The sequence below is a fragment of the Prosthecobacter sp. GW821-HT29F12 genome, assembly GCF_058803405.1.
In genome coordinates, this window is record NZ_CM179517.1 from 2,572,374 (window position 1) to 2,596,268 (window position 23,895).

Sequence of the window (23,895 nt, forward strand, 5' to 3'; positions counted from 1 at the left end):
ATCCCTTCCCTCATGTCCGACCGCAATGTCATCGTCAGTTCACGTCACACTTACCTGGTGTGCTATGACATCGCCAATGACAGGCGGTTGAAGAAGGTCTTCAAGGTGTGCAAGAATCATGGCACGCACCTGCAGTTCTCCGTTTTCGAGTGTGATCTGAATCCCCGCGAACTCGTCCAACTCCAGCGTGAACTGAAATCGCTGATCAAGCAGGACGAAGACCAGGTGCTATTCGTCTCGCTCGGGCCTGCTGAGGGACGTGGCGACCGGGTGATTTCATCGTTGGGATTGCCATATTCCAAGTTTGATGCGCCGTGCTACGTGGTGTAGAACACTCATGTTCGTTTGTGATCTTTTACATATCCAAAGTTTAGACCGCGAGCGGTTCGGTGGCGTCTTAGGATGCCGCAAGCGCTCGCACGTTGAAAACCAACGCTTTCGCCCCTTTTATTTAATGTCGTCCCCGTCACCAGCATCATTGTTGACCAGCCGCTCGCCAAGTGCTGCTGGAAAGCTTGAATCTGCGAGGCCCGGGAGCCGACTCTATCCGCCCTCCTCGGAGGGCGGCCCCGTTGAAGCTTGTTGGAGTGCCCTGCAAGATTGAAGAGGCTCGGCTACTATCCGCCCTCCTCGGAGGGCGGCCCCGTTGAAGCCCATGGTTTGCATATTCACGCGGTTGTAGATTGCTTTCTATCCGCCCTCCTCGGAGGGCGGCCCCGTTGAAGCATGGATAGTGGTAGCCGTGGCGTGAAGCGGAAGCAATCTATCCGCCCTCCTCGGAGGGCGGCCCCGTTGAAGCATGGGCCGCCTGAATCAATCCATGACTGGCAAACCACTATCCGCCCTCCTCGGAGGGCGGCCCCGTTGAAGCCTCTCAGCGTGCATCAATGACAATCCAGGACAGCGCCCTATCCGCCCTCCTCGGAGGGCGGCCCCGTTGAAGCCGCTGCAGCGTGGTCATGGGCGTGGAGGCGTAGGTGGGCTATCCGCCCTCCTCGGAGGGCGGCCCCGTTGAAGCCTCATCGTGGATCTTGGTATTGACAACCTGACCGTCCTATCCGCCCTCCTCGGAGGGCGGCCCCGTTGAAGCGCCACCCCGACCCGGACAGCCCCCAGGGCGGCAGATTCTATCCGCCCTCCTCGGAGGGCGGCCCCGTTGAAGCGAGTACGTGGCCTGAGCGTGCGGGATGGGACAGACGCCTCTATCCGCCCTCCTCGGAGGGCGGCCCCGTTGAAGCGACCTGGCCAAGCTGCGCTATGAGGTGCGGGACGTGCCTATCCGCCCTCCTCGGAGGGCGGCCCCGTTGAAGCCGAGGATTTCGGCGGCTTCGCCTAAGCGCTGCAATGCTATCCGCCCTCCTCGGAGGGCGGCCCCGTTGAAGCTGAACTGGAAGCTGTTGAAGGTGTAGCGGTCTAAATTCTATCCGCCCTCCTCGGAGGGCGGCCCCGTTGAAGCGAGGCCATCAATGAGCGCCAGGTCTCATGGCAAACAGGGCTATCCGCCCTCCTCGGAGGGCGGCCCCGTTGAAGCATGGCCGCTGATTTTTTCCCCGGCACACCGCATCCGCCTATCCGCCCTCCTCGGAGGGCGGCCCCGTTGAAGCAAGGCTTGAATGAGCAGCTCACCACCTTCCGCGCTCAGGACTATCCGCCCTCCTCGGAGGGCGGCCCCGTTGAAGCACGACCTGCTGAGCAGTGGCGACAGTTGCAGGGGCAGGCTATCCGCCCTCCTCGGAGGGCGGCCCCGTTGAAGCGAGAAAGGCTCGGGCATTGAAGCCACTACGCTGGCCCTATCCGCCCTCCTCGGAGGGCGGCCCCGTTGAAGCTGCTCCTGTCGGTCGCGGCTTCCAGGCTCAGCCGCTCCTATCCGCCCTCCTCGGAGGGCGGCCCCGTTGAAGCTGTGTGAAGCGCCATAGGGCGCGTATGTTTTACCTCATCTATCCGCCCTCCTCGGAGGGCGGCCCCGTTGAAGCGATGCGTGCATGGCTGAGGGCATGATTGGGTTTGAGCGCCTATCCGCCCTCCTCGGAGGGCGGCCCCGTTGAAGCAGTGTGGGTGGCCAACACCTTCCGCTGGCGCATCAAAACTATCCGCCCTCCTCGGAGGGCGGCCCCGTTGAAGCAATTGACACCGTGGAATGATTGCCATGAAACGCATCCTATCCGCCCTCCTCGGAGGGCGGCCCCGTTGAAGCACCGGGGGGATGTGAATGGAGGTCCGCAAACTCATGCTATCCGCCCTCCTCGGAGGGCGGCCCCGTTGAAGCTAAATTCGGCGGGTGGATGAATCCCACCATGGTATCCTATCCGCCCTCCTCGGAGGGCGGCCCCGTTGAAGCTTCACCTTGTTGGCGACTACGTGACGCAATCCGATTGGCTATCCGCCCTCCTCGGAGGGCGGCCCCGTTGAAGCTCTGCGGTGGTTTTCTGCGGTCGGTGAAGCGGCGGCGGCTATCCGCCCTCCTCGGAGGGCGGCCCCGTTGAAGCGCGGCAAGCGCAAAGAATACGCCGAAATGGTGAACGCGCTATCCGCCCTCCTCGGAGGGCGGCCCCGTTGAAGCACGCAGCGAAGGAGAAACCCATTTTTGATGGCCTTCCTATCCGCCCTCCTCGGAGGGCGGCCCCGTTGAAGCGAGGCTTGGGACCGTGTCATCAAACCACGCTGAAGGCTATCCGCCCTCCTCGGAGGGCGGCCCCGTTGAAGCAGCTTGGAAGCTGGCGATTTCTTCAGCGGTCAGGAACTATCCGCCCTCCTCGGAGGGCGGCCCCGTTGAAGCGTGGGTTTGCTTGGAGACAAGCAGCGCAGCTATTCGCCTATCCGCCCTCCTCGGAGGGCGGCCCCGTTGAAGCAATAAATCTTTTGATGGCGAGGTATCTGTGATGAGACTATCCGCCCTCCTCGGAGGGCGGCCCCGTTGAAGCCCGCACGAGGGCGAGGATGGCCTCGCGGGTCTCTTCGCTATCCGCCCTCCTCGGAGGGCGGCCCCGTTGAAGCTGCTGTGTGATGTCCTCCAGCATCCCGGAGAAGTCACCTATCCGCCCTCCTCGGAGGGCGGCCCCGTTGAAGCTCAATTCATCGTCATGGCCTGGATCACACCCACCGACTATCCGCCCTCCTCGGAGGGCGGCCCCGTTGAAGCCACCAGCTCCGCAGCCAGCCCTTTGTCGAAGCTGCCCTATCCGCCCTCCTCGGAGGGCGGCCCCGTTGAAGCATGCTTGGTGTTGGTAACGGTGATGCCATCGAACATCTATCCGCCCTCCTCGGAGGGCGGCCCCGTTGAAGCGAACGACTTCGGGCACAACCCGAGCAACGAGGAGTTCCTATCCGCCCTCCTCGGAGGGCGGCCCCGTTGAAGCTGCACAAGGCCGACCACCACGTCTATTTGGCCACTCTCTATCCGCCCTCCTCGGAGGGCGGCCCCGTTGAAGCACGTGTGAAAAGCGACAAGCTCCCAGTCGTAGGGGCAACTATCCGCCCTCCTCGGAGGGCGGCCCCGTTGAAGCGTTGAAATGCCGGACCTGGGCGCGGAGCCGTGGCGGCCTATCCGCCCTCCTCGGAGGGCGGCCCCGTTGAAGCTGCGAGTTAGCCTGGGCGACATCGTCGGATTTGGGGCACAACCTGCCGGGTGAATTGAACGGCTGCAGTCTCGGAACTTTTGCGCCATTTTTGCGACAATCATAATGCCCTATTGAGCCTCATGTCAGCCCTCACCCTCCTCGGCAGCCTCTTCGCTATCCTGTAGGGCATCTTCGCCGTCGTGGTGGTACTTGCGGCCTCAAACGTCGGCGGTCTGGCTGACCAGATCCGTCAGCAGCCGCATCAGAATCTCCGTCAAGAAAGAGCAGGTGAAACTTTTGTTTTGATAAAGGTCGCTTGCTAGTATGCATGCCTAGCCATTTCCGCATGCAAAACGTCTTCCGCTTTCGCAACGACCTGATTGACCAATATAGCTCCTTCTCCCGGAGCTTCACGCGGATCGCAGCCACGGATATTCAAAATCACGTCGAGGCTGAATACAAAGCTGGTCGTTACTGGCCTGAGCCACTGATTCAGATCAATCCAAACTACAAACGAGGGCTCTCTGTTGAAGAACTCGTTGCAGAGGGTTCTCTGCATGAGGGCTGCGCCACCTTATTCAAGGCAGGAAAGGACATTGCCAGCCTGCAATCCATTCGACTATTCACCCACCAGGTCCAGGCGGTCAGCAAGGGACAGAATCAGCGCAGTTTCGTCGTGACCACGGGTACCGGCTCAGGCAAATCCCTCTCTTTTTTCATTCCCATCGTTCACCACATCCTCTCCGAGAAAGAGACGGACCCAGCGCCCCGGACGCGGGCGATCATCGTCTATCCAATGAATGCCCTGGCGAACAGCCAGGCGGAAGAGATCGGCAAGTTCATGCAGAATCCCGGAGCATCGAGCCTCGGGCTTAGCATTGCCCGCTACACAGGGCAGGAGAGCAGCGCTGAACGGGCGGCGCTCGCCAAGAACCCTCCCGACATTCTCCTGACCAACTTCATGATGCTGGAGTTGATCCTCACCCGCTTCGAGGAGGTTGATCGGCAGGTCGTGAACCACTGCCAAGGGCTGGAGTTTCTCGTGCTCGATGAGCTGCACACCTACCGAGGACGCCAGGGAGCCGATGTGGCCATGCTCGTTCGCCGACTTCGCCAGCGACTCAAGGCCGACAATCTCCTCTGCATCGGCACCTCCGCCACCATGTCAAGCTCAGGCACGGCGGAGGACCAGCAGCGGACGGTGGCTGCCGTGGCCTCCAAGCTCTTTGGAACAAACATCACCGAGACCGATGTCATCGACGAGACCCTTGAGCGCACCACCGATCTGTCTCAGGGACTGGACGCAATCAAGCCTCTCCTCGCCAGCCGCCTCGCCGTTCCCTCAGGGCCGTGGCCGGAACTTGACGCCTTCCGCCGTGACCCGCTCGCTGTATGGACTGAATTGACACTTGGCCTGGACATGAGGAATCAGTCGAAACCTCGTCGAGCTAGGCCGCGCAGTCTTTCTGAGGCTGCGAAATTGCTGGCGAAAGATGCAGATGTCGAAGTCCCCAGGGCCACGGAAGCGTTGAAAAACTTTCTCAGCGCTGCACAGGAGGTTACCACTCCGGACGGACGTGCCCTGTTTGCCTTCAAATTGCACCAGTTCATCAGCGGCCCTGGCAAAGTGCTCAGCACGCTGGAGCCCGACGGCGAAAGGCAGATCACCCTCGATGCCCAGCGTTTCGCTCCCGGTCGCCAGAAGGAGGGCGTCTTGCTTTTCACCACCCACTTCTGCCGTGAATGTGGTCAGGAGTATCATCCGGTATGGGAGTCGTCCGAAAACGCACCGCAATTCACGCCACGCCAGATCGACGATGTCGGCAGCGATGAGAAACAGCGACGGTTCGGATTTCTCTGCCCCATTCGACCCGAGCAAAGCTACCAAGGCAACATCGAAGATCTCCCAGACTCCTGGACAGAGCAGCCCAAAACCGAGACCAAGATAAAGCAGACTTACAAGGAGGCAGTTCCACTGCCCGTCTCAGTGAATGAGCGTGGTCACCATGGCGGAGGCAGAAACTTCTGGTTCATTCCAGGAAAATTCCGCTTCTGCCTTAATTGCCAGTACGAGCACCAAGCCCATGGACGCGACATCAATCGCCTCTCCAGTCTCTCAGGCGAAGGCCGATCCTCGGCCACTACGGTTCTGACGTTGGCCCTACTACGTCAGCACTTCGATACCCCACTCCCCACAAACGCCAGTTTCGATCCACGCAAGCTACTTGGATTCACCGACAACCGCCAGGATGCCGCTCTGCAAGCGGGTCATTTCAATGACTTCCTGTATCTCCTGCTAATTCGCGCCGGCTTGCTCACGGCACTGAAGCAGCAGGGCGGCAGCCTCCTCGCTGGTGATCTGGGCGTGCAGGTCTTCCGGGCTCTTGGCTTTGAGACGAACGACGAAAGCATCTTGTCGGAATACTTGTTAGAACCCGAGCTTTATGGTCCACCCAAATTGGAAGCTTCGCGTGCTGCCCGCTTTGTCCTCGGCTACCGCTTGCTTCGGGATCTGCGCAAAGGCTGGCGCTTCAACAACCCAAACCTGCGCCAACTCGACCTCCTACACATCGACTATCCAGGTTTGGCAGAATTTGCCGCTCACGAGAATGCCTTTGCTGCCGACAAGCAGCCAGACAATCTCACCGACCCTACAGGTACTGCTTGGAAACTTCTGCGCGAACTTCCACCGCCGGCCCGAGCAACCCTTGGCCGCATCATCTTCGAAGCCATGCTTCGTGATTTGTGCGTGGAGTCTGAATATCTCGACGCTGCCAAGCAGGACAGCATGAAGCCCACCATCGCCAGTCACCTCACGGAACGCTGGTCCTTCGGCTTCGATGAAAAAATGGTGACTTCGAGATACCTCATCCTCGACAAGCGACCGGACAACAAAGGACGCAAACGCGATGACCTCATAGGCGGCGGTCCCAGATCTAGGCTAGTGCGTGAGATCCGTTATGCAAAAGCATGGGACAACTATCCCGAAGCCAAAAGTCTGCGAAAAACGAACGGTGAGATCATTGTCGAATTGATCCGCGCCTTCCTTCTGGCTGCTTCAAAATGCGGTTTTGCGACCCGATGTAATGTGGATAAAACCCTGACAGGCTGGGCGCTCAAAGACACTGCTCTTTGCTGGAAACTGAATGACACGCCAGGGGCAGATGGCAGCAAAGCCAATGTTTTTTTTCGCGACCTTTATGAGTCCGTGTCGGATCTTATCAGCAAGCCTGGCCACTACTTCTTCGACTTCGAGGCGCATGAGCACACCGCGCAAGTAGATGCCGATAAACGCAAAGTGCTGGAGGCTCGTTTCCGCATGTCACAGCGCGACAAAGAGTGGTGGAAAAACGAGTCTGGGCAGAGTGGGCCTCTAATTCGCCTGCCGGTTCTCTACTGCTCACCGACCATGGAACTCGGTGTGGACATCTCTGCGCTGAACACGGTTTATCTGCGAAATGTTCCTCCCACACCGGCAAACTACGCTCAGCGCAGCGGACGTTCTGGACGCAGTGGCCAAGCCGCTCTCGTCGTCACCTACGCGGCCTCAATGAGTCCTCACGATCAATGGTTCTTCCATCACTCTGACGAGATGGTTCACGGCGTCGTCAAAGCCCCCACACTTGATCTCTGCAATCGCGACCTCATCGAAAGCCACCTACACGCAGTCTGGATCGCAGCGGTATATAGGCAAATTGACACCAGTATCGCACCCCTTCTCAATTTGAACGAACGAGAGAAACCGATAGAGCCCGGCTTATGGGACGCCATCACCGATCCTGCCGTCGGTCAACGTGCGTTGTCGGCGGCAAAAGACGTGATTGCTCAGGTCGAAAATGAACTACAAAAAGTCGCGTGGTTCTCGCAGGAGTACGTCGAGAACATCATTCGCACGAGTGCAGACACCTTTGCCAAAGCATTTGGACGTTGGCGGGATCTCTACGACGCAACCCAGCAACAAATGGACGTGGCCTACGCAATTCACAAGAGTCCCGCCACGCTCAGAAAAGATTCGGAGGATGCCAAGCGCCGCTATACAGACGCAGTAAATCAGAGAAATCACCTCCTCAAAACCAGCGGTGGGCAGAACAACGATTTTTATACATTCCGCTATCTCGCCAGCCAAGGTTTCCTGCCCGGCTACAACTTTCCACGCCTTCCGCTGATGGCCTGGATACCTGCTCAGGGCCGCACCAAAAGCGGTAAGGATGATTCAGGCAGCATGGTTAGTCGGCCACGGTTTCTTGCGCTCTCCGAGTTCGGGCCGCGTAGTCTCATTTACCATGAAGGCCGCATGTTTCGCGTCGTGCGTGCCAAGCTGAATGTCACCGCAGCCGACCACATCACATCGGACTCCCGGCTCGCCACTCTGAATGCACTCGTCTGTACGCGCTGCGGCTATGGTCATCTTGGTAAACCGGAAGACCCCGAGCCGAAGCACCACGTCTGCGATAACTGCGGCAATGCTTTCGTTTCGGAGAGCCGCGTCAACAAACTTTACCGCATCGAGACCGTCGAGACCAAACCCGTAGAGCGCATTTCGGTGAATGACGAGGATCGCCAGCGCCAGGGCTTCGACATCATCACAACCTACCGCTTCCTGCCCGGTCCCGGTGGAGCCCCTGACAAGCAGGAAGCCGATGTCATCAGTGGCAATGAGGCCGTGGCAAAGCTCACCTACTCGCCAGCAGCCTCGCTGTGGCGCATCAATCGCGGCTGGCGACGTCGCAAAGACAAGAAACAACTGGGCTTCTACATCAATCCACTCACCGGCCAGTGGAGCAAGCAAGACGAACCCGATGCCGAAGGCGACTCCGAAGATGCCTCCGAAGAGCCCAAGGAAAAGCAGTCAGCATCCCAGCGCATCGTCCCCTTTGTCGAAGACCACCGCAACATTCTCATCATCACGCCGCCAGATCCGCTTCCACAAGCATCTATGGCAACCATTCAAGCCGCGCTCAAACGCGGCATCGAACAGACTTTCCAGATCGAGTCTGCCGAACTTGTGGTCGAAGCCCTGCCCTCTCCGCAGGAGCGGCGCTCGCTGCTCTTTTACGAGGCTGCTGAGGGCGGCGCAGGCGTGCTCAATCGACTCGCCACCGATGCCACCCAGCTTGCCCAGGCCGCACGCACCGCGTTAAGTCTCATGCACTACGAGATCTTTGGAAATGAGGTCCACCCTGATCACCTCAAAGACCTCGGCGGTGCGAATGCCGGACTTGATGCCATACAATGCGAGGCAGGCTGCTATCAGTGCCTCCTGTCCTACTACAACCAGCCCGATCATGAGATTATTGACCGCCGTAACGCTGGTGCGGTGAAGTTCCTTGCCGCGCTGGCGAATGCCACCGTGCAGCCCCTTCACGCATCAGCCATGGCAGCCGATGCCACCACTGGCAGCACTCCCTTGCCACTCCAAGTCTGGCTCACTGGACTCACCAGCTTAAATTTGCGAAAGCCCGATCAGCTTGCTTTTCCTATTAACGGCGGCGACGCAATCGCAGATGCCGCATATCTAGCCTCTCGTGCTCTCGTCTTCCTCTCACCCCCAACGGCTTCCACCATCGACTACGCTCTAGACCGTGGCTTCACCGTCATCGTCTTCCCGCCTGACAGCGCTCAGTGGCCCGCCATCTTCGCCTCACACGCCGCCATCTTCGGCACTCCTTTCCCTCCCGCATGAGCATCGCTTTCGCTGATTTTTCTCCAGGTGCTCTGATCCGTGCCCGAGGCCGAGAATGGGTCGTCCAGCCGGGCTCCTCACCCGAAGCGCTATCCCTTCGTCCCCTTGGCGGTTCAGAAGAGGACATCGCCCTCATCCTGCCCGATCTTGAACTCACTCCACCCGAGCCCGCCACCTTTCCGTTACCCGATCCATCCCGACATGGCAGCCATCAAGCCGCCACATTGCTGCGTGACGCCATTCACCTGAAGCTGCGCAATGGTGCCGGCCCTTTCCGATCCTTCGGCAACATCGCCGTCGAGCCTCGCGCCTATCAACTTGTCCCTCTGCTTATGGCGCTGCGTCTGCCGGTGGTGCGCCTTCTCATCGCAGATGACGTCGGCATTGGCAAAACCATCGAAGCCGGGCTCATCTTGCGTGAATTGCTGGACCGTGGCGAGATTACCCGCTGCGCCATCCTCTGCCCACCCCACCTCGTGGACCAATGGCAGGGCGAGTTGGAAAACCGCTTTCACATCCGCGCCATCGCCCTCACATCGTCGAGCGCGAGTCGTGTCGAACGTTCCCTGCCCCCTGGAACATCTCTCTTCGACCAACACCCCTTCGTCGTTGTCAGCCTCGACTACATCAAAAGCGAGCGTCACCGCGAACACTTCCTCTCCATCGCCCCCGAATGCGTCATAGTGGATGAAGCCCACACCTGCGCCACCGGCCAGGGCAAACAGCTCCGCTTCGAGTTGCTTCAAAAACTCGCCGCTAATGACGACCGCCACCTCATTCTGCTGACCGCCACCCCTCACTCTGGCGACAACGACGCATTCTACAATCTGCTCTCGCTCCTACGCCCTGAGTTCTCTGCTCTTCGCGAAGACAAAGATCAGCGCGGCACCCTGCGCGACGAGCTCGCCCGTCACTTCGTCCAGCGCCGGCGCAAAGACATTGAGGAATGGCAGGACACCAGTGTCTTCCCCCGCCGCTTCACCACCGAAATCACCTACGCTCTCACTGGCGAATGGGGAGCCTTTTTTGATGACGTGCGCGACTACTGCGTTGGTCTCGCGACCCGCGCCGAACAGACTCATGGCCAGCACGCCCGCATGATCTGGTACGCCACACTCGCCCTCCTGCGTTGTGTTTCCTCGTCGCCCGCCGCTGCCGCCAAGTCTCTTGAAACCCGTCTCTCAGGCTCGTCCACTTCCGATCCATCTGCCGTTATGGAACTCGCAGAGGACGAGGATGAACGCCTCTACGACGGCGCAGGCGCTGAACTCACCCAGAGCGACATCGAACCCGCCGCTGCCATGGAGGATGAAGCGGGTAAACTGAAAGCTCTCATCGCCACCGCACATCGCCTCAACGGTGCTAAAGGCGACCCCAAGCTTGCCGCCCTCGTCACCCACCTGCGCGGCTTGCTCAAAGACGGCTTCCGCCCAGTGGTCTTTTGCCGCTACATTGCCACCGCCCGCTACGTCGCCCAGCATCTCGGCACCGAGTTTAAGGATGCCATCGTCGAAGCCATCACGGGTGAATATCCATCCCCAGAACGCGAGGAACGTGTTGCTGCGCTCGGTGAAGCATGGCTTGAGACATCCAAACCCATTGTCCTCGTCGCCACCGATTGCCTATCCGAGGGCATCAACCTCCAGCACATCTTCACCGCAGTCGTTCATTACGACCTCGCCTGGAATCCCTCTCGCCATGAGCAGCGTGAAGGACGGGTGGATCGCTTCGGCCAGCAGGCCCGCGAAGTGCGTGCCACCATGCTCTATGGCCAGGACAACCCAGTAGATGGTTTCATCCTCAACGTCATCCTCCGAAAGGCTGAGGCCATCCGCAAAGAACTCGGCATTCTCGTCCCCATGCCTGCGGATGCCCAGCGTATCAACCAGGCCCTTATCAAGGCCGCCCTGCTCAAACAGAACCGCAAGGTGAACTACCAGACAGAGTTCGACCTCGGCGACCTGACCGCTACTCCCGAACTCGCCACACTCGACACTCATTGGAGCGATGCCATGGAGAACGCCAAGGCCAACCGCACCGTCTTTGCCCAGCGTCGGCTTCGTCCAGAGGAGGTGCTTCCTGAATGGGAAAAGCAGCGTTCCCTGCTTGGTGGCGGTAGTGACATCCAGCGCTTCGTCGTAAACACCTGCTCTCGCTTGAATTCCCCGCTGGAGCCGCACCGCAAAGTCGCCTTCCGCCTGCTCCCGCAGCACCTGCCGCAGGCGCTGCGCGAGCGCCTCGACCTCGAAGGTATCAAGAAGCCCCTCCCGCTCTACTTCGACCCAAAGGCTTCCTTGCCGGGTGCTCGCTACATCCACCGCACCCACCCGCTCGTCGCCCTGCTCGCCGACACCCTGTTGGAGGATTCTCTGTCTGGCTCCCAGCACCCGCTCGCCGCCCGCAGTTCCGCCACTGTCACCAACGCCGTCAGCATCGCCACGACAATCTTCATCCTCCGCCTGCGCCATCAACTCACCAGCAAGCGCCGCGATGTCACCCGCACGCTGATGGCAGAGGAATGCGTCACCCTCGCTGTCGCTGGTCGTGGCGATCCGCAGTGGCTCCCAGAATCCGACCTCACCGCCCTGCTCGCCGCCGAACCCGCATCGAACCTCACCGAAGCTGCCGCCACTCGCGAGATACAGACCGCCCTCGATTTTCTCACAGCCCAGACTACTTACCTCGAATCCCTTGCCCAGCAACGTGCAGAAGCCCTCCTCACCGATCATCGCCGCGTCCGTCAGGCAGCAGATGACCGTGGCGCTTATACTGTCACCCCCTGCCTCCCTGTCGATGTCCTCGGTGTGTATGTTCTCCTTCCTGCCGACATCTGATCCATTTCGCCATGCCTGCCAAAAAGTCATCTCGCTCCCGCATCTTGAAATCGGCCTCTCCAATGGCCGTTCCCTCACTACTGCTCGGTGACGTTCGCAATCTTATCACAAGTGCCAGGGAGACCGTCTCTCGTGGCGTCAATGCGGCCCTTGTTTTGCTCTACTGGAAAGTCGGCGAGCGCATCCGCCTAGACGTCCTCAGGGAGAAGCGAGCCGGTTATGGGGATCGAATTGTGTCGGCATTGGCGACACAATTGGAGGCCGATTTTGGCCGCAGTTTTGCCGAACGAAACCTCCGGCGCATGATTCAATTTTCAGAGGTCTTTCCAGATTCACAGATTGTGTCGGCACTGACGACACAATTGAACTGGACGCATTTCGTTGACCTCCTCCCGCTCAACAAACCGCACCAGCGTGACTTCTACGCCGAGATGTGCCGCGTCGAGCGCTGGAGCACACGCACCTTGCGCGAGAAGATCAATGGCATGCTCTACGAGCGCACAGCCCTTTCGAAGAAGCCCGAGAAACTCATCAAAAAAGAACTCGCCGATCTCCGCGAACAAGATCGCCTCACGCCTGACCTCGTTTTCCGCGATCCCTACCTGCTCGATTTCCTCGGCCTCAAGGACACCTATTCCGAAAAGGATCTCGAATCCGCCATTCTCCGCGATCTGGAGTCCTTCCTCGTCGAACTCGGCAGCGACTTCGCCTTCGTCGCCCGGCAGAAACGCATCGTCGTCGATGGAGATGACTTCTATCTCGACCTCCTGTTCTACCACCGCAGCCTGCGGCGGCTCGTCGTCATCGACCTGAAGCTTGGCAAGTTCGCCCCTGCAGACATCGGCCAAATGGAGTTCTACATGCGCTGGCTCAAGAAGAACGAGATGCGCCCGGGCGAAGAAGAACCACTCGGCCTCATCCTCTGTGCCGAGAAATCCGACGAGCGCATCGAAGTCTTCGAACTCGCCACACGCGGCATCCGAGTCGCCGAATACCTCACCGCTTTGCCACCCAAGAAGCTGTTGGAACAGAAGCTCCATAATGCCGTCCAGCTCGCACAGAGCCGCATTGCTGACACCAAATCCAAAGGAGAGGCATGAGATTCGCGCCAGTCACCAACAAGGATAATCAGGCGCACCTTCGCTCGCTGCCGGTTCTCGCCATCGATCTTGGCTTTTCTGCGACCAAGGAAACATGCGGTGCTGCAGTATGGCCAACTGACCAAGATTTTCAGGCTCCACTGAACTACAGCCGTTTTTTGGAATCCACTTGCAGGTGGATCGGCAAGAATGATTCCGCAGTCGTGCTTATCCTCGAAGCTCCACTTTCTGGAGCCTTTGATCCAGACGGCAATCCGATCCCGAGAGGAGACTTTGAACGCTTCCACTCCGAGACCAACCGAAGCAGCCCCCGCCATTGGAATATCATGGCTGGAGCATCCATGGCACTGGCCGCCATACATTTTTGCCATGCCCTTAGTCTCCGAATCAAGCAGGAGATTACCATCCATGTGGTTGAGGGTTTTGCTTCACGCTATACTGATGAGCAACACAACAAACCAAGCCACATGGACGTCGCCAAAGAGCTTCTCAGCCGTTGGCGTGATGGACAGGAGTTGCTCATTCCACAGGTGGTTGGAAGCATCGTATCCGTGACGGGAATCCTAGGCGGAAATTCATCGTATGGAGTTCCTGGTATTCTTCGAGTTCCCGACGGCCTTAAGTCCAATGCGCTATGAATTGCTGCCGACCATGCTCCAAAATCTGATGCAAACCATGGAGCCAAAAATCCAACTGCTCAACGAAGTGAGTGCCTTGAATGAGCACTTCATAGGCATCGTCTCTGCATGGCTTCATGACGATGAGATCGTGCGACTTGGCCATCAGCATTTGGAGTGCGTGAAGCGCAGAGAGGTGGATATGGGGTTCAATCTCTTCCACCTGATTTCCGACGTCTATTATCGAGAAAATCTCCATAGCGACATCATGCAGGCAATCATCGATCCCGCAGGTAGCCATGGTCATGGCGATCATTTTCTGCGCCTGTTTTTGAAATACCTACGGGAGCACTACGGGGTCGCCATCGAAATCGCCAACTACTCCAACGCACGAGTTTGCCGCGAGGCCGGAAGAATCGACCTGCTGATTTGTGACGAGGACAGCAAGAAAGCGATCATCATCGAAAACAAGATCAATGGCGCGGCGGACATGGACCGTCAGCTCGTGCGTTATTTGGAGAAGGTCAAGGATCTGGGATACGCCTGCGATGCCATTGTTTACTTGTGTTTGAATCAAAAGAAGCATCCTGAAACACCCGGCTGGACAAAGAGGGAGCGCGAGGATGTCCATGCCTTGTTGAAGGTGATTTGCGCCTATGACGAATCAGAAGGCGACCTTTACCACGGGTGGCTGCTACCATGTTGCCAGACCTCTACCGCAGATGAGGTCACCCACGTGCTCCGTCAGTATCAACAATTGATCCTCAAACTCGGACGAAATCTTATGAACAAACCAATCATGGAAAAATTTTACGGCTTGATGCGAGACAAACAGCATCACGATTCAGCCTTGGCACTGACCGCCATGATGAATGATTTAGGTGCTTACCGAGCCGAAAGGCTGTTTGAAGCATTCCAACATGACACGACTCCCTTCGAAAGGATATTTATCTGGGTTCCTGGATTTGTGGTTTTCGAAAGTGTAGGCGGAGTAAGGATCAAACTTGATGTGGACTGCAGGTCTCAAGCTCACACAACCATCGTCTTCAAGAACCAGGATGATCCCGAAAGCCCTCTGCCAAAGCAAATACTGACAGAGATCAGCATGAGCGCCGATTTCAAACTTAATCAAAGCACAGGCTCTTTAACACGGGTGTTTCCTTTTCCCTCGATGGAAGACGAATTGGATCAATTCATCCGCGACTTCAAAGAGGCGTTAAAAAAGCGCACCCACAACGCGTCCTGACTGCGGTCCGTTCGTCATTCCTCATTCTGATTTCGTCATTCTCCCCCAATGTCCCGCCGCCGCAAACTCACCGATACCACCCCGTTCGACACCCTCCGGCTTGAAGGCACCCTCTTCGTGCCTGAGCTGCTCGAACGTGCGGCCAGCGGTGACGCTACCGCCCAGAAAGAGGCTGATTATGCCATCCCACGCGGCCTCAAGATTCACGATGAATACGGCCGCGCTTTCCGCATTGCCACCGCCTCATGGCAGGCCTTCGTTCCACAGCTCGCTCGCACGGATCTCGATCCTGTCAGCACCACCCAAACCTTTGTTCTGGGTTTTTTCCGCCAGTGCCTCGACTACGTAGACATCGACCCGCTTTTGGCCCCAATAGAGCTTGGAGATCGCGCCTTTCCCATCAGCGCCCAGGCCATCGGCGGACGCCTCCCTGTAATCATCGCCCCGCATAATCTTGGCCTTGATGATCCTGATCAACGCTTTGCCATTCTCGGCTCCGGCACCCGCCGAAAATCCGCCCATCAGCTTGCCCAAGAGTTCCTCAATGCTGATCGCAATAGCCTCTGGGCCATCGTCACCAACGGCAAGACCCTCCGCCTCTTGCGCGATGCCGACACCCTCACGCGGCCCAACTTCCTGGAGTTCGACCTCGAAAACATCCTTCGTGATGAACAGCAGCGATATGCAGATTTCGCCGCGCTATGGCGCATGCTCCATGCCTCCCGCGCAGGCACAGCCACTTCATCTGCTAGTGACTGCATCTGGGAGAGGTGGAAATCCGAAGGCCACGCCCAGGGCCTCCGCATTCGCGATGGCCTCCGCGATGGTGTGCAGGAAGCGCTCCTCATCCTCGGCACCGGCTTCATCACCCACCGGGAAAACGATTCACTTCGCCAGCGCCTCCATGACGGTGCCCTGACCAAGGAAGACTACTTCCAGCAGCTTCTCCGCCTGATCTACCGCTGCCTGTTCCTTTTCTGCTCGGAAGAGCGCGATCTCCTGCACCCGCAGGACGCCAGCATCACCGCCCGCCAGGCTTATGCAACGGGCTACAGCCTCCGCCGCTTGCGCACCCGCTCCCTGCGTCAATCTGCCCACGATCCCCATGGCGACCTCTGGCAGTCCGTCCGCATCACCTTCTCCTCCTTGGCCACCGGCCAGCCACGGCTTGGCCTGCCCGCCCTCGGCGGCCTCTTTGCGCAGGCCCAGTGTTCGGACCTAGACAGCGCCTCTTTGACCAATCGAGACCTTCTCTCCGCCATGAAGCATCTGCGCTGGTTCTTTGACAAAAAGACCGGCCAGCGCGGAGCTATTGACTACCGCAACATGGGGCCTGAAGAGCTCGGCTCCGTCTATGAGTCCCTTCTGGAACTCGTCCCCCAGCTCGATCTCCCCGCCCGCAGCTTCGGCTTCTCTGGTATTACGGACAACGCTTCCACCTCTGGCAACGCTCGCAAAACCACCGGCTCCTACTACACGCCGGACTCCCTCGTCCAGGAACTCATCAAGTCCGCCCTCGATCCTGTCATCTCCGACCGCCTTGCAGCGCAGCCTGACCGCCCCATCGACGCCCTGCTCTCCATCACCGTCTGCGATCCGTCTTGCGGCTCCGGCCACTTCCTCCTCGCCGCTGCCCGTCGCCTCGCCGAAAAACTCGCCGAACTCCGCGCCCCCGACGGAGCCGTCCGCCCTGATGACTACCGCCATGCCCTGCGCGAGGTCGCCAGCCGCTGCCTCTATGGCGTGGACATCAACCCCATGGCCGTCGAGCTGTGCCGCGTCGCCCTTTGGCTAGAAACCGTCGATCCCGGCAAGCCCCTCGGCTTCCTCAATCACCACATCCGCACAGGCAACAGCCTCCTCGGCACCACCCCCGACCTCATCGCCGCCGGTCTCCCCGACGAAACCTTCACCGCCATCGAGGGAGACGACAAAGCCGCCTGCGCCGAACTCAAAAAGCGGAACAAAAAAGAGCGCGACGGCTTCGGCCCCCTCTTCGAACAGGAGGAGCAATCCATCCGCGACCGCCTCCGCATCGCCGCCACGCAGATCGAGGCCATGGACGACAGCCAGCCCACTGCCCTTCAGCAAAAAGAAGCTGCCTTCACCACCAGTGAGACCACCCCCGAATACCGCCACGCCAAACTCCTCGCCGACCTCTGGTGCGCCGCCTTCGTTATCAAAAAGCACTACCGCGCCACCGCAGGCGAAGCCCAATCCTCCCCATCTCCAAACTCCCACCTTCCATCTCCCATCGAGGGCCATCTCCTTCACACAGAAGACGACCTCTTCGGCCAAGCAACAGCCCTTCCAGCTCCCAAGGCTGCGAAAACAAAAACAACCAAGAACAAAGAACCAGAAACGGCTTGGGGTATCACCACGGCCCATCTCCGCGACTTCGTCCGAAGCAAGCCCCTGCCCGACGATCTCCAAGCCGAAGTTGAAACGCTCGCTTGCCAATACCGATTCTTCCACTGGCACCTCGCATTCCCACAAGTCTTCGACCAAGGTGGCTTCGCCTGCATCCTCGGCAACCCGCCGTGGGAGAGAGTTAAGCTCCAAGAGAAAGAGTGGTTCTCCGAACGGAATCCAGAGATTGCGGTCGCGGCAAACGCAACAAGTCGAAAGCACCTGATTGACCGTCTAGTTAATGAACAGCCTATTCTTTACCGCCAATTCATTGACGCTTGCAGGCAGGCGGAGGGAGAGAGTCATCTGCTACGTTCAAGCGGGCGCTATCCACTTTGTGGAAGAGGCGATGTGAACCTCTATCCTGTATTCGCCGAGGCCAATCGTTCACTCGTATCAGGTTCCGGGCGCATTGGTTGTGTGCTTCCAACTGGGATCGCTACGGACGACACAACGAAGTATTTCTTCCGTGATATCGTCGAGACTAAGGCCGTCGTGAGTTTATTCGACTTCCAAAGTGGCCCAGGTCTATTTGGTGATATTGGGCATGCTCGTTTCAAGTTTTGCTTGCTCACGCTGCGAGGGACAGATGATGCGTGTGAGGACGAAGCAAAGTTTGCATTCTTCCTTCGCGACATAACGCTACTTCAAGATCCAGATACGATTTTCGCTTTGTCTGCGGATGACATCGCTCGCCTGAACCCCAATACACGGACTTGCCCGATTTTCAGATGCAGCACGGACGCTGAGCTCACCAAATTGATTTACCGGCGAATGCCGGTGTTTGTAGCTGATTCAGGCGAAGCTCCAAATCCATGGTCTGTCCGATTCAGCAGGATGTTCGACATGTCGAACGACAGTGGAATGTTCAAACAACAACACGAACTCGCTAAGGATGGATGGTGTCTCGACGGCAATGTATTCAGGCGAGAAGAACAGGTGTATTTACCCCTCTACGAAGCGAAAATGATGCACCAGTTTGAGCATCGCTTCGGTGATTACGACGCAAAGCCTGAAGATTCGGAATCAACTGCATTGCCGGATGTACCCCTAGACCAACTGCAAGATCCTTCATTCACAGTTAAGCCCCGGTATTGGCTGCCAGTGGCTGCTGCGGAAGCGACGACAGTCGGCCAACAGGCTCGACGCTGGCTTCCCGTGTATCGCCGTATTGCGCGAACTAGTGACTTTAGAACAATGATTGCTGCTGTTCTGCCCTTCTCAGGAGTAGCGGACAAAGCGCCAGTCATGATGAGCCAACAGCCTGCGATCTCAATGGTCTGCTTGTTGGCCTGCTTAAACGCTTTCGCTTTTGATTACTCAGCGCGGCAGAAAGTTGGAGGCACGCAGCTTGACTATCATTACGTCAACCAATTCCCCGTCCTCCCGCCCGCCACCTACGCCCAGCCCTGCCCATGGGCCAACCATACGCAACCCGAAATACCCAATCCGCAATCGCTCCGCGACTGGCTCCTCCCCCGCGTGCTAGAGCTAACCTATACGGCGTGGGACCTGGAAGCATTCGCGACTGACTGCGGGTGGAGCGGGCCGCCATTCCGGTGGGACGAGGAGCGGCGCTTCCTACTTCGGTGCGAGCTGGACGCCGCCTTCTTCCACCTCTACCTCGGCCCCCAGAACGAATGGCAGCAGCAGCCAGAAGCCCTCACCCGCGCCTTCCCCACGCCCCGCCATGCCGTCAGCTACATCATGGACACCTTCCCCATCGTGAAGCGCAAAGACGAAGCCAAACACGGCCACTACCGCACCAAAGAAACCATCCTCCAAATCTACGATGCCCTTGGTGAAGCCATCCGCACGGGATTGGCCTACCAGACACATCTCAACCCGTCGCCAGCCGATCCAAGCTGCTGCCACCCGCCGCATACGACGAAACCCGAATCCACTGTCATCGTGAAAAATTGGCAGGATGCGGCATTTGTCCTGCTAGCTCCTCAGCGCAAGAAGGTTCACGATTACCGGGTGGTGGTTTGGCCGGAGTTGCTGAGGCAGTTGAATCAGAATCTCGATTTCGAAACTTTCAGAAAGGCCTACTGGTTGTTGAGCGCACCCGCCGTTTTTGAGAAGGAGGGCAAGCAACTGTTTTCAGAAATCCCTGTCTCTTGGTGGCAGAGCCGCAAAGAAGTTCTGGAAACCAAAGACTTCATTCCCACTTTAAAAGGCTCGGCAATCCTCGGAGATCTAAAAATCTGGCGTGAGCAAGGAGTCCGCAAGATTCGTTGGACTGGCAGTTTGCCAGAAAATCCGATCCACGAAGCGGTCGATGATTCTCGCATCGCGCTGCAAATCGCAGCTCAATGGAGTGATGCTATCGAAATCTCAGAACAAAAGGAAATTGAGTCTCTGCTTCTCACCCTTGAAACCGCATGAAACACGAACGAGCACACCAAATGACTTTTGAGGAAAAGTTCGCCAGGACAATCAACCCTCATCAAGACATCCATGAACCGTTTCTTTGGTTTCAAGAACTACACCTCATGCGTCGTTTGGGGGCCGGGCTCAATGACGAGACCCGCATTCGCAGCTTCAAATTCCAGCGTGGTCTTAACATTCTTTGGGCTGAACCGGAGGATCCTGAAGTCACGGCAGGCCTGTATCGCGATGGGATTGCCGGTCACTCCACAGGCAAGACTCTCTTTTGTCGCATTCTGCGCCATCTTCTTGCAGAACCCAACTTCGGAACAGATGACCTATGCAAGCATGTAACTGAATCCTTTAAGGAACTATGGAGCATCGCATCTATACGGTTGAACGGAAAGACATGGATCGTGGGGCGCTGTCTTGCCGGGTTAGGAGCTGACTTCGCAGTTGAGGGTGGAGCCTTGGAATCTGTATGGTCTGAAGATCCTGCTCCTGGCGGCTTCGAGCTTTTCCAATCAGCTTTAGAGAACGAATGCGGCAGCCCTCTTTCAAAGATTCATCCATCTGAGGCCTGGCGCCATCTGATTCCTTGGATTGCTCGCGACCAAGAAGCACGATTCTCCAATATCACTGCGTGGCGTGATTCTTTGAGTGAGGCGGACAATCCTCGAACCAGCGCAACAGCCCAGCACCTCATCATGCGTGCGGTGCTTCGCTTGCTGGACCCTGGGGAGTACGATAACCGCCAGGAAATATCCACAACTGAGGATCAAATCAAAGGCTGGCAGGCTGAACTGCCGTTGAAGCAATCATCAGTTTCTGCAGCGCGGAGAAGTCTTGACCGAACTCTCAGCAAAGTGCCCTCCGTCACCGTCGATCTGGCTAATCTAATCACCGCTCAAAAGCATATCACTGGCCAGCGAAGCATACGGCAAGAGTCGCTCAACCACTTTCAAAACCAACCCGAAAGCCCGGAGGTTCAAGACGCACGAAAAAAGCTTCAAGAATCACTTTCGGCTAAAGCCGAGGCTGACTCACGCATCAAAACGTTGGCAAAGGAAATTCCTGCGGAAAAGGCACAGTCCGATGAGCAACTTCTAACCATCGAGCGAATCAAAACTCAGGGAATGCGTGACGGCAAACGTGTGGCCGATAATTATTGTCCCAACAGCTATATTTTCGCCAAAAACAAAGGATGTGTCCCAAAGTCTCCTGATGACGTAAATACCTCAATGGTCGAAATCGGCGAGTTGGAAGCGCAAGCTCAACAACGAGCGACCGCACTCCAAGCTAAGGAGGCGGAAAAGGCACGTTTGGAATCACAGGCGGATCAACTCGCCGCAGCTATTGCCACGAAAAGTGCGGCCCTCAATGCTGCCATCGCACGTCACCCAAGTCCGTCTGCAAGGATTCAGAAGGAAATAACCATTCTGGAAACTGCCGAATCGGAGATCGACGATGTCCTCAAGGCCACCAAGGCCGAATCAGACTTGGCAAAAAAGGTGTCCGACGGCCAGGGCAAGATCCTAAAGTTAAAGACTGGACTGGCAACCTTGAAAGAGGATGCTGAAAAACGACTCAAGCCCTTCTCAGCAATGTATGCCGACGTCATCCAAGCTGTTTTGGGAACCAGCGTGAGCGCTTCAACCGAACTTGGGGAAAGGGGGCTGAACCCCACAGTGAGGAGGATTCGTGAACTCGGAGGCGCGGCTCTTGAAACTATCAAGACGCTGGCCTTCGATCTTGCTGCCGTCGTTCATAGCATGGAAGGCAAGGGTGATCATCCCCGGTTCCTTATTCATGATGGCCCACGGGAGGCCGACATGGCGCGAGTCATCTACGAACGCTTCTTCATCTACGCTCGCAGAATGGAAGAATGCTCTCCGCCTGAGGCCGCTGCTTTTCAGTACATCCTCACCACGACCACACATCCGCCTTCGGATATGCAGGAAGGAACTCCCTGGCTGCTCGGAGACAGACTCAGCGGCAAAACAAAGGAAGGCAGGCTGTTGAAGGCAGATTTCTGATGAACAACTTCCTCTTTATCGTGAAGCTCCAAGGCGCTCCTAATATGGCCACTCCCGCGCCAAAAGCGGCGGCGTCCACCAACCCCTCCTGAATTTCCCGCCCGACTCCTGCCGCCCGGCACGCAAGCACTCAGCCCACCTCATGAGCAAGCGACGCAATAACGCCTGTATCTTCTGCGGCAAGCCTTCAGGCAGTAGGGAGCATGCTTTTCCAGCATGGCTGGCTGAATCCATGGGCCGCAAGAACGACCCGCTGCTGCCGGCACTGTTTGCCAGCACTGGCGGCTGGGAAACCAATGGGAATCCTCGGGCCACAGGTAATGTCGTCACCAAGCTTGTCTGCCATGACTGCAACACGGGCTGGATGTGTGCCCTCGAAGCAGCAGTAAAGCCTGTGATTGAGCCATGGCTCAACATTGAGTCGTCCCAACTGACCCACGACACGCTTCAATTATCTCCTGAAAACCTGCGAAATGTGAACCGTTGGATGCTGAAGACCGCCTGCTGCCTCAGGGAAGTCGCCCCGCGTGGCCAACTAGAGAAGTTGCCTGCAAGCGCTTCCCGATGGGCTTTTGAAAACGCTCTCCCGCCTTCCTGCAAGACCTATGCTGGATGGATTCGAGAGTCCTTGTGCGGTTTCCGTATCAGCCGTGGATTTGCAACTTTGAACGGCAACGTCCTCCATGAGTATCAGCAGCACCGGGAGTCGTTCGATGTGCTGGTCCAGCTCAACCATCTGGCCGTACGCATCGTCAATGCTCCGAATGCCGAGTTCAGCCTGATGCCTGTCCGCAATTTCCGAGGGGTGTTATGCACGCCGAATTTCTGGAGCCACGCTTCCCAGCCTCCCGGAACTAAAAACGATAGCAGCGTGTTCGATGACGTGCCCAGTTTCATCGCCGCATGCGTCGTTCGCCCATTGCCGCCCACCACAGTCGAATCCCCATTGTGAAGCGCGAAGACAGGTCCAATCAGGGACATTAGCGCATACAAGCAGCCATCCTCCAAATCTACGCCCACCTGCCCTAAGCCATCCAGACTAGAGCATTTTAAATAATAATGTAGCCATTGGGCGGGGATATGCTATGCATTGGGCATGGCAACACTCTCCCTTGATTTGCGTGAACGCATCGTCAGCGCGTATGACAAAGGTGAAGGCACGCGTGATGAGATCGCACGGCGCTTTCGCGTCTCGCTGGGCATGGTCAAAAAGCTCCTCCAGCAGCGTCGCAAGACCGGCAGCATCAAGTCCCGGCACCACCTCGCCGGACGCAAGAAGCTCATTGTGGCTGAGCACCGCATGACCATTAGGCAGCAGCTCAAACGCAAGCCCGACATGACGCTGGCCGAACTGCGCGACGCTCTGGGGCTGAAGTGCACGCTGCCCGCGATTCATTATGTGCTCGTGGACATGGGGCTGACATATAAAAAAAGACGCTCCGCGCCGCCGAGCAGGACCGGGAGGACGTCCGCAAAGCACGCCGCTGCTGGAAGCGCCGGCAAGGCGGCTTAGAGCCTTGGCGGCTGGTCTTTCTCGACGAGAGCGGTGCCAAGACCAACATGACGCGCCTGCGCGGCAGGGCACCCCGTGGGCGGCGGCTGCATGCCGCAGCCCCCTGTGGCCGCTGGCAGAGCACCACGATGATCTCCTCCATCCGGCTCGATGGCACCACGGCCTGCATGCACCTGGCAGGAGCCGCCGACACCGACGCCTTTGTGGCCTATATCGGCCAGGTGCTCTGCCCAACACTCAAGCAAGGTGACATTGTGGTGATGGACAATCTCGCGGTGCACAAGAGTCCGGAAGTGCTGCGCTTGGTGGCGGCAGCAGGAGCGGAGGTGCGGTTCCTGCCGGCCTACTCGCCCGACCTCAATCCCATTGAGAAAATGTGGAGCAAGATCAAAGCGCTGCTGCGCAGCGCCGAGGCCCGCACCCCCGAGCAACTCGACCAAGCCATCAGTCTGGCATTCTCAAAAATCACAGCCAAAGACGCTGCAGGTTGGTTTGCTTCTTGTGGCTATAGTATTATTTAATATGCTCTA

The 23,895-nt window shown here is 57.8% G+C and carries 11 protein-coding genes, 1 pseudogene and 1 CRISPR repeat array; of the genes and pseudogenes, 11 read left to right on the forward strand and 1 reads right to left on the reverse strand.

Features of this window, described 5'->3' with window-relative positions:
• Positions 1-12: 12 nt before the first annotated feature.
• From cas2 to AC3RLQ_RS10675, 6 genes are all read left to right on the forward strand, one after another.
• Positions 13-330 (forward strand): CRISPR-associated endonuclease Cas2, encoded by a 318-nt coding sequence (gene cas2 / locus AC3RLQ_RS10650; protein WP_397386015.1) that lies wholly within the window; start codon positions 13-15, stop codon positions 328-330.
• A gap of 213 nt (positions 331-543) precedes the next feature.
• A CRISPR array of direct repeats spans positions 544-3,576; the repeat unit is 36 nt; unit sequence CTATCCGCCCTCCTCGGAGGGCGGCCCCGTTGAAGC.
• A 327-nt stretch (positions 3,577-3,903) separates the two neighbouring features.
• A complete protein-coding gene (locus AC3RLQ_RS10655; protein WP_493038717.1) occupies positions 3,904-9,240 on the forward strand; it encodes a DEAD/DEAH box helicase in 5,337 nt (1,778 codons plus the stop codon).
• A complete protein-coding gene (locus tag AC3RLQ_RS10660; RefSeq protein ID WP_493036883.1) occupies positions 9,237-12,074 on the forward strand; it encodes a DUF8741 domain-containing protein in 2,838 nt (945 codons plus the stop codon). Before AC3RLQ_RS10655 ends, AC3RLQ_RS10660 begins: the two co-directional genes overlap by 4 nt.
• Before the next feature lie 62 nt (positions 12,075-12,136).
• Positions 12,137-13,174 carry a PDDEXK nuclease domain-containing protein gene (locus AC3RLQ_RS10665; protein WP_397385640.1) on the forward strand — a complete coding sequence of 346 codons (1,038 nt, stop codon included), beginning with the start codon at positions 12,137-12,139 and terminating at the stop codon, positions 13,172-13,174.
• Positions 13,171-13,812 (forward strand): hypothetical protein, encoded by a 642-nt coding sequence (locus tag AC3RLQ_RS10670; RefSeq protein ID WP_493036885.1) that lies wholly within the window; start codon positions 13,171-13,173, stop codon positions 13,810-13,812. Before AC3RLQ_RS10665 ends, AC3RLQ_RS10670 begins: the two co-directional genes overlap by 4 nt.
• Positions 13,813-13,825: 13 nt before the next feature.
• On the forward strand, positions 13,826-15,037 hold the full coding sequence (locus AC3RLQ_RS10675) for a PDDEXK-like family protein (protein WP_493036887.1): 1,212 nt from the start codon (positions 13,826-13,828) through the stop codon (positions 15,035-15,037).
• A 243-nt stretch (positions 15,038-15,280) separates the two neighbouring features.
• Here the strand turns inward: AC3RLQ_RS10675 and AC3RLQ_RS10680 are convergent, their stop codons facing one another.
• Positions 15,281-15,571, reverse strand: a complete 291-nt coding sequence (locus AC3RLQ_RS10680; RefSeq protein ID WP_493036889.1) for a hypothetical protein — start codon at positions 15,569-15,571, stop codon at positions 15,281-15,283.
• Positions 15,572-15,865: 294 nt separating this feature from the next.
• Here AC3RLQ_RS10680 and AC3RLQ_RS10685 point away from each other — a divergent pair, with 294 nt between their 5' ends.
• The 5 genes and pseudogenes from AC3RLQ_RS10685 to AC3RLQ_RS10705 form a co-directional block, all read left to right on the forward strand.
• Positions 15,866-19,834: an Eco57I restriction-modification methylase domain-containing protein gene (locus AC3RLQ_RS10685; RefSeq protein WP_493036891.1), complete on the forward strand. Its 3,969-nt coding sequence runs from the start codon at positions 15,866-15,868 to the stop codon at positions 19,832-19,834.
• Positions 19,831-21,852, forward strand: a complete 2,022-nt coding sequence (locus AC3RLQ_RS10690; protein WP_493036893.1) for a hypothetical protein — start codon at positions 19,831-19,833, stop codon at positions 21,850-21,852. Before AC3RLQ_RS10685 ends, AC3RLQ_RS10690 begins: the two co-directional genes overlap by 4 nt.
• 142 nt (positions 21,853-21,994) lie before the next feature.
• On the forward strand, positions 21,995-22,804 hold the full coding sequence (locus tag AC3RLQ_RS10695) for a hypothetical protein (protein ID WP_493036895.1): 810 nt from the start codon (positions 21,995-21,997) through the stop codon (positions 22,802-22,804).
• 144 nt (positions 22,805-22,948) lie between these two features.
• Positions 22,949-23,365 (forward strand): transposase, encoded by a 417-nt coding sequence (locus AC3RLQ_RS10700; RefSeq protein ID WP_493031933.1) that lies wholly within the window; start codon positions 22,949-22,951, stop codon positions 23,363-23,365.
• Positions 23,347-23,886, forward strand: a pseudogene (locus AC3RLQ_RS10705) (IS630 family transposase); the annotation flags it as partial. The gene AC3RLQ_RS10700 and the pseudogene AC3RLQ_RS10705, both read left to right, overlap by 19 nt.
• Positions 23,887-23,895 lie beyond the last annotated feature (9 nt).

Excerpts from the sequence above, each read along its gene's own strand:
- AC3RLQ_RS10675 (WP_493036887.1), top strand. The coding sequence starts at position 13,826 with ATGCTCCAAAATCTGATGCAAACCATGGAGCCAAAAATCCAACTGCTC.
- AC3RLQ_RS10670 (WP_493036885.1), top strand. The coding sequence starts at position 13,171 with ATGAGATTCGCGCCAGTCACCAACAAGGATAATCAGGCGCACCTTCGC.
- cas2 (WP_397386015.1), top strand. The coding sequence starts at position 13 with ATGTCCGACCGCAATGTCATCGTCAGTTCACGTCACACTTACCTGGTG.
- AC3RLQ_RS10695 (WP_493036895.1), top strand. The coding sequence starts at position 21,995 with ATGAGCAAGCGACGCAATAACGCCTGTATCTTCTGCGGCAAGCCTTCA.
- AC3RLQ_RS10690 (WP_493036893.1), top strand. The coding sequence starts at position 19,831 with ATGAAACACGAACGAGCACACCAAATGACTTTTGAGGAAAAGTTCGCC.
- AC3RLQ_RS10700 (WP_493031933.1), top strand. The coding sequence starts at position 22,949 with ATGGCAACACTCTCCCTTGATTTGCGTGAACGCATCGTCAGCGCGTAT.
- AC3RLQ_RS10655 (WP_493038717.1), top strand. The coding sequence starts at position 3,904 with ATGCAAAACGTCTTCCGCTTTCGCAACGACCTGATTGACCAATATAGC.
- AC3RLQ_RS10660 (WP_493036883.1), top strand. The coding sequence starts at position 9,237 with ATGAGCATCGCTTTCGCTGATTTTTCTCCAGGTGCTCTGATCCGTGCC.
- AC3RLQ_RS10665 (WP_397385640.1), top strand. The coding sequence starts at position 12,137 with ATGGCCGTTCCCTCACTACTGCTCGGTGACGTTCGCAATCTTATCACA.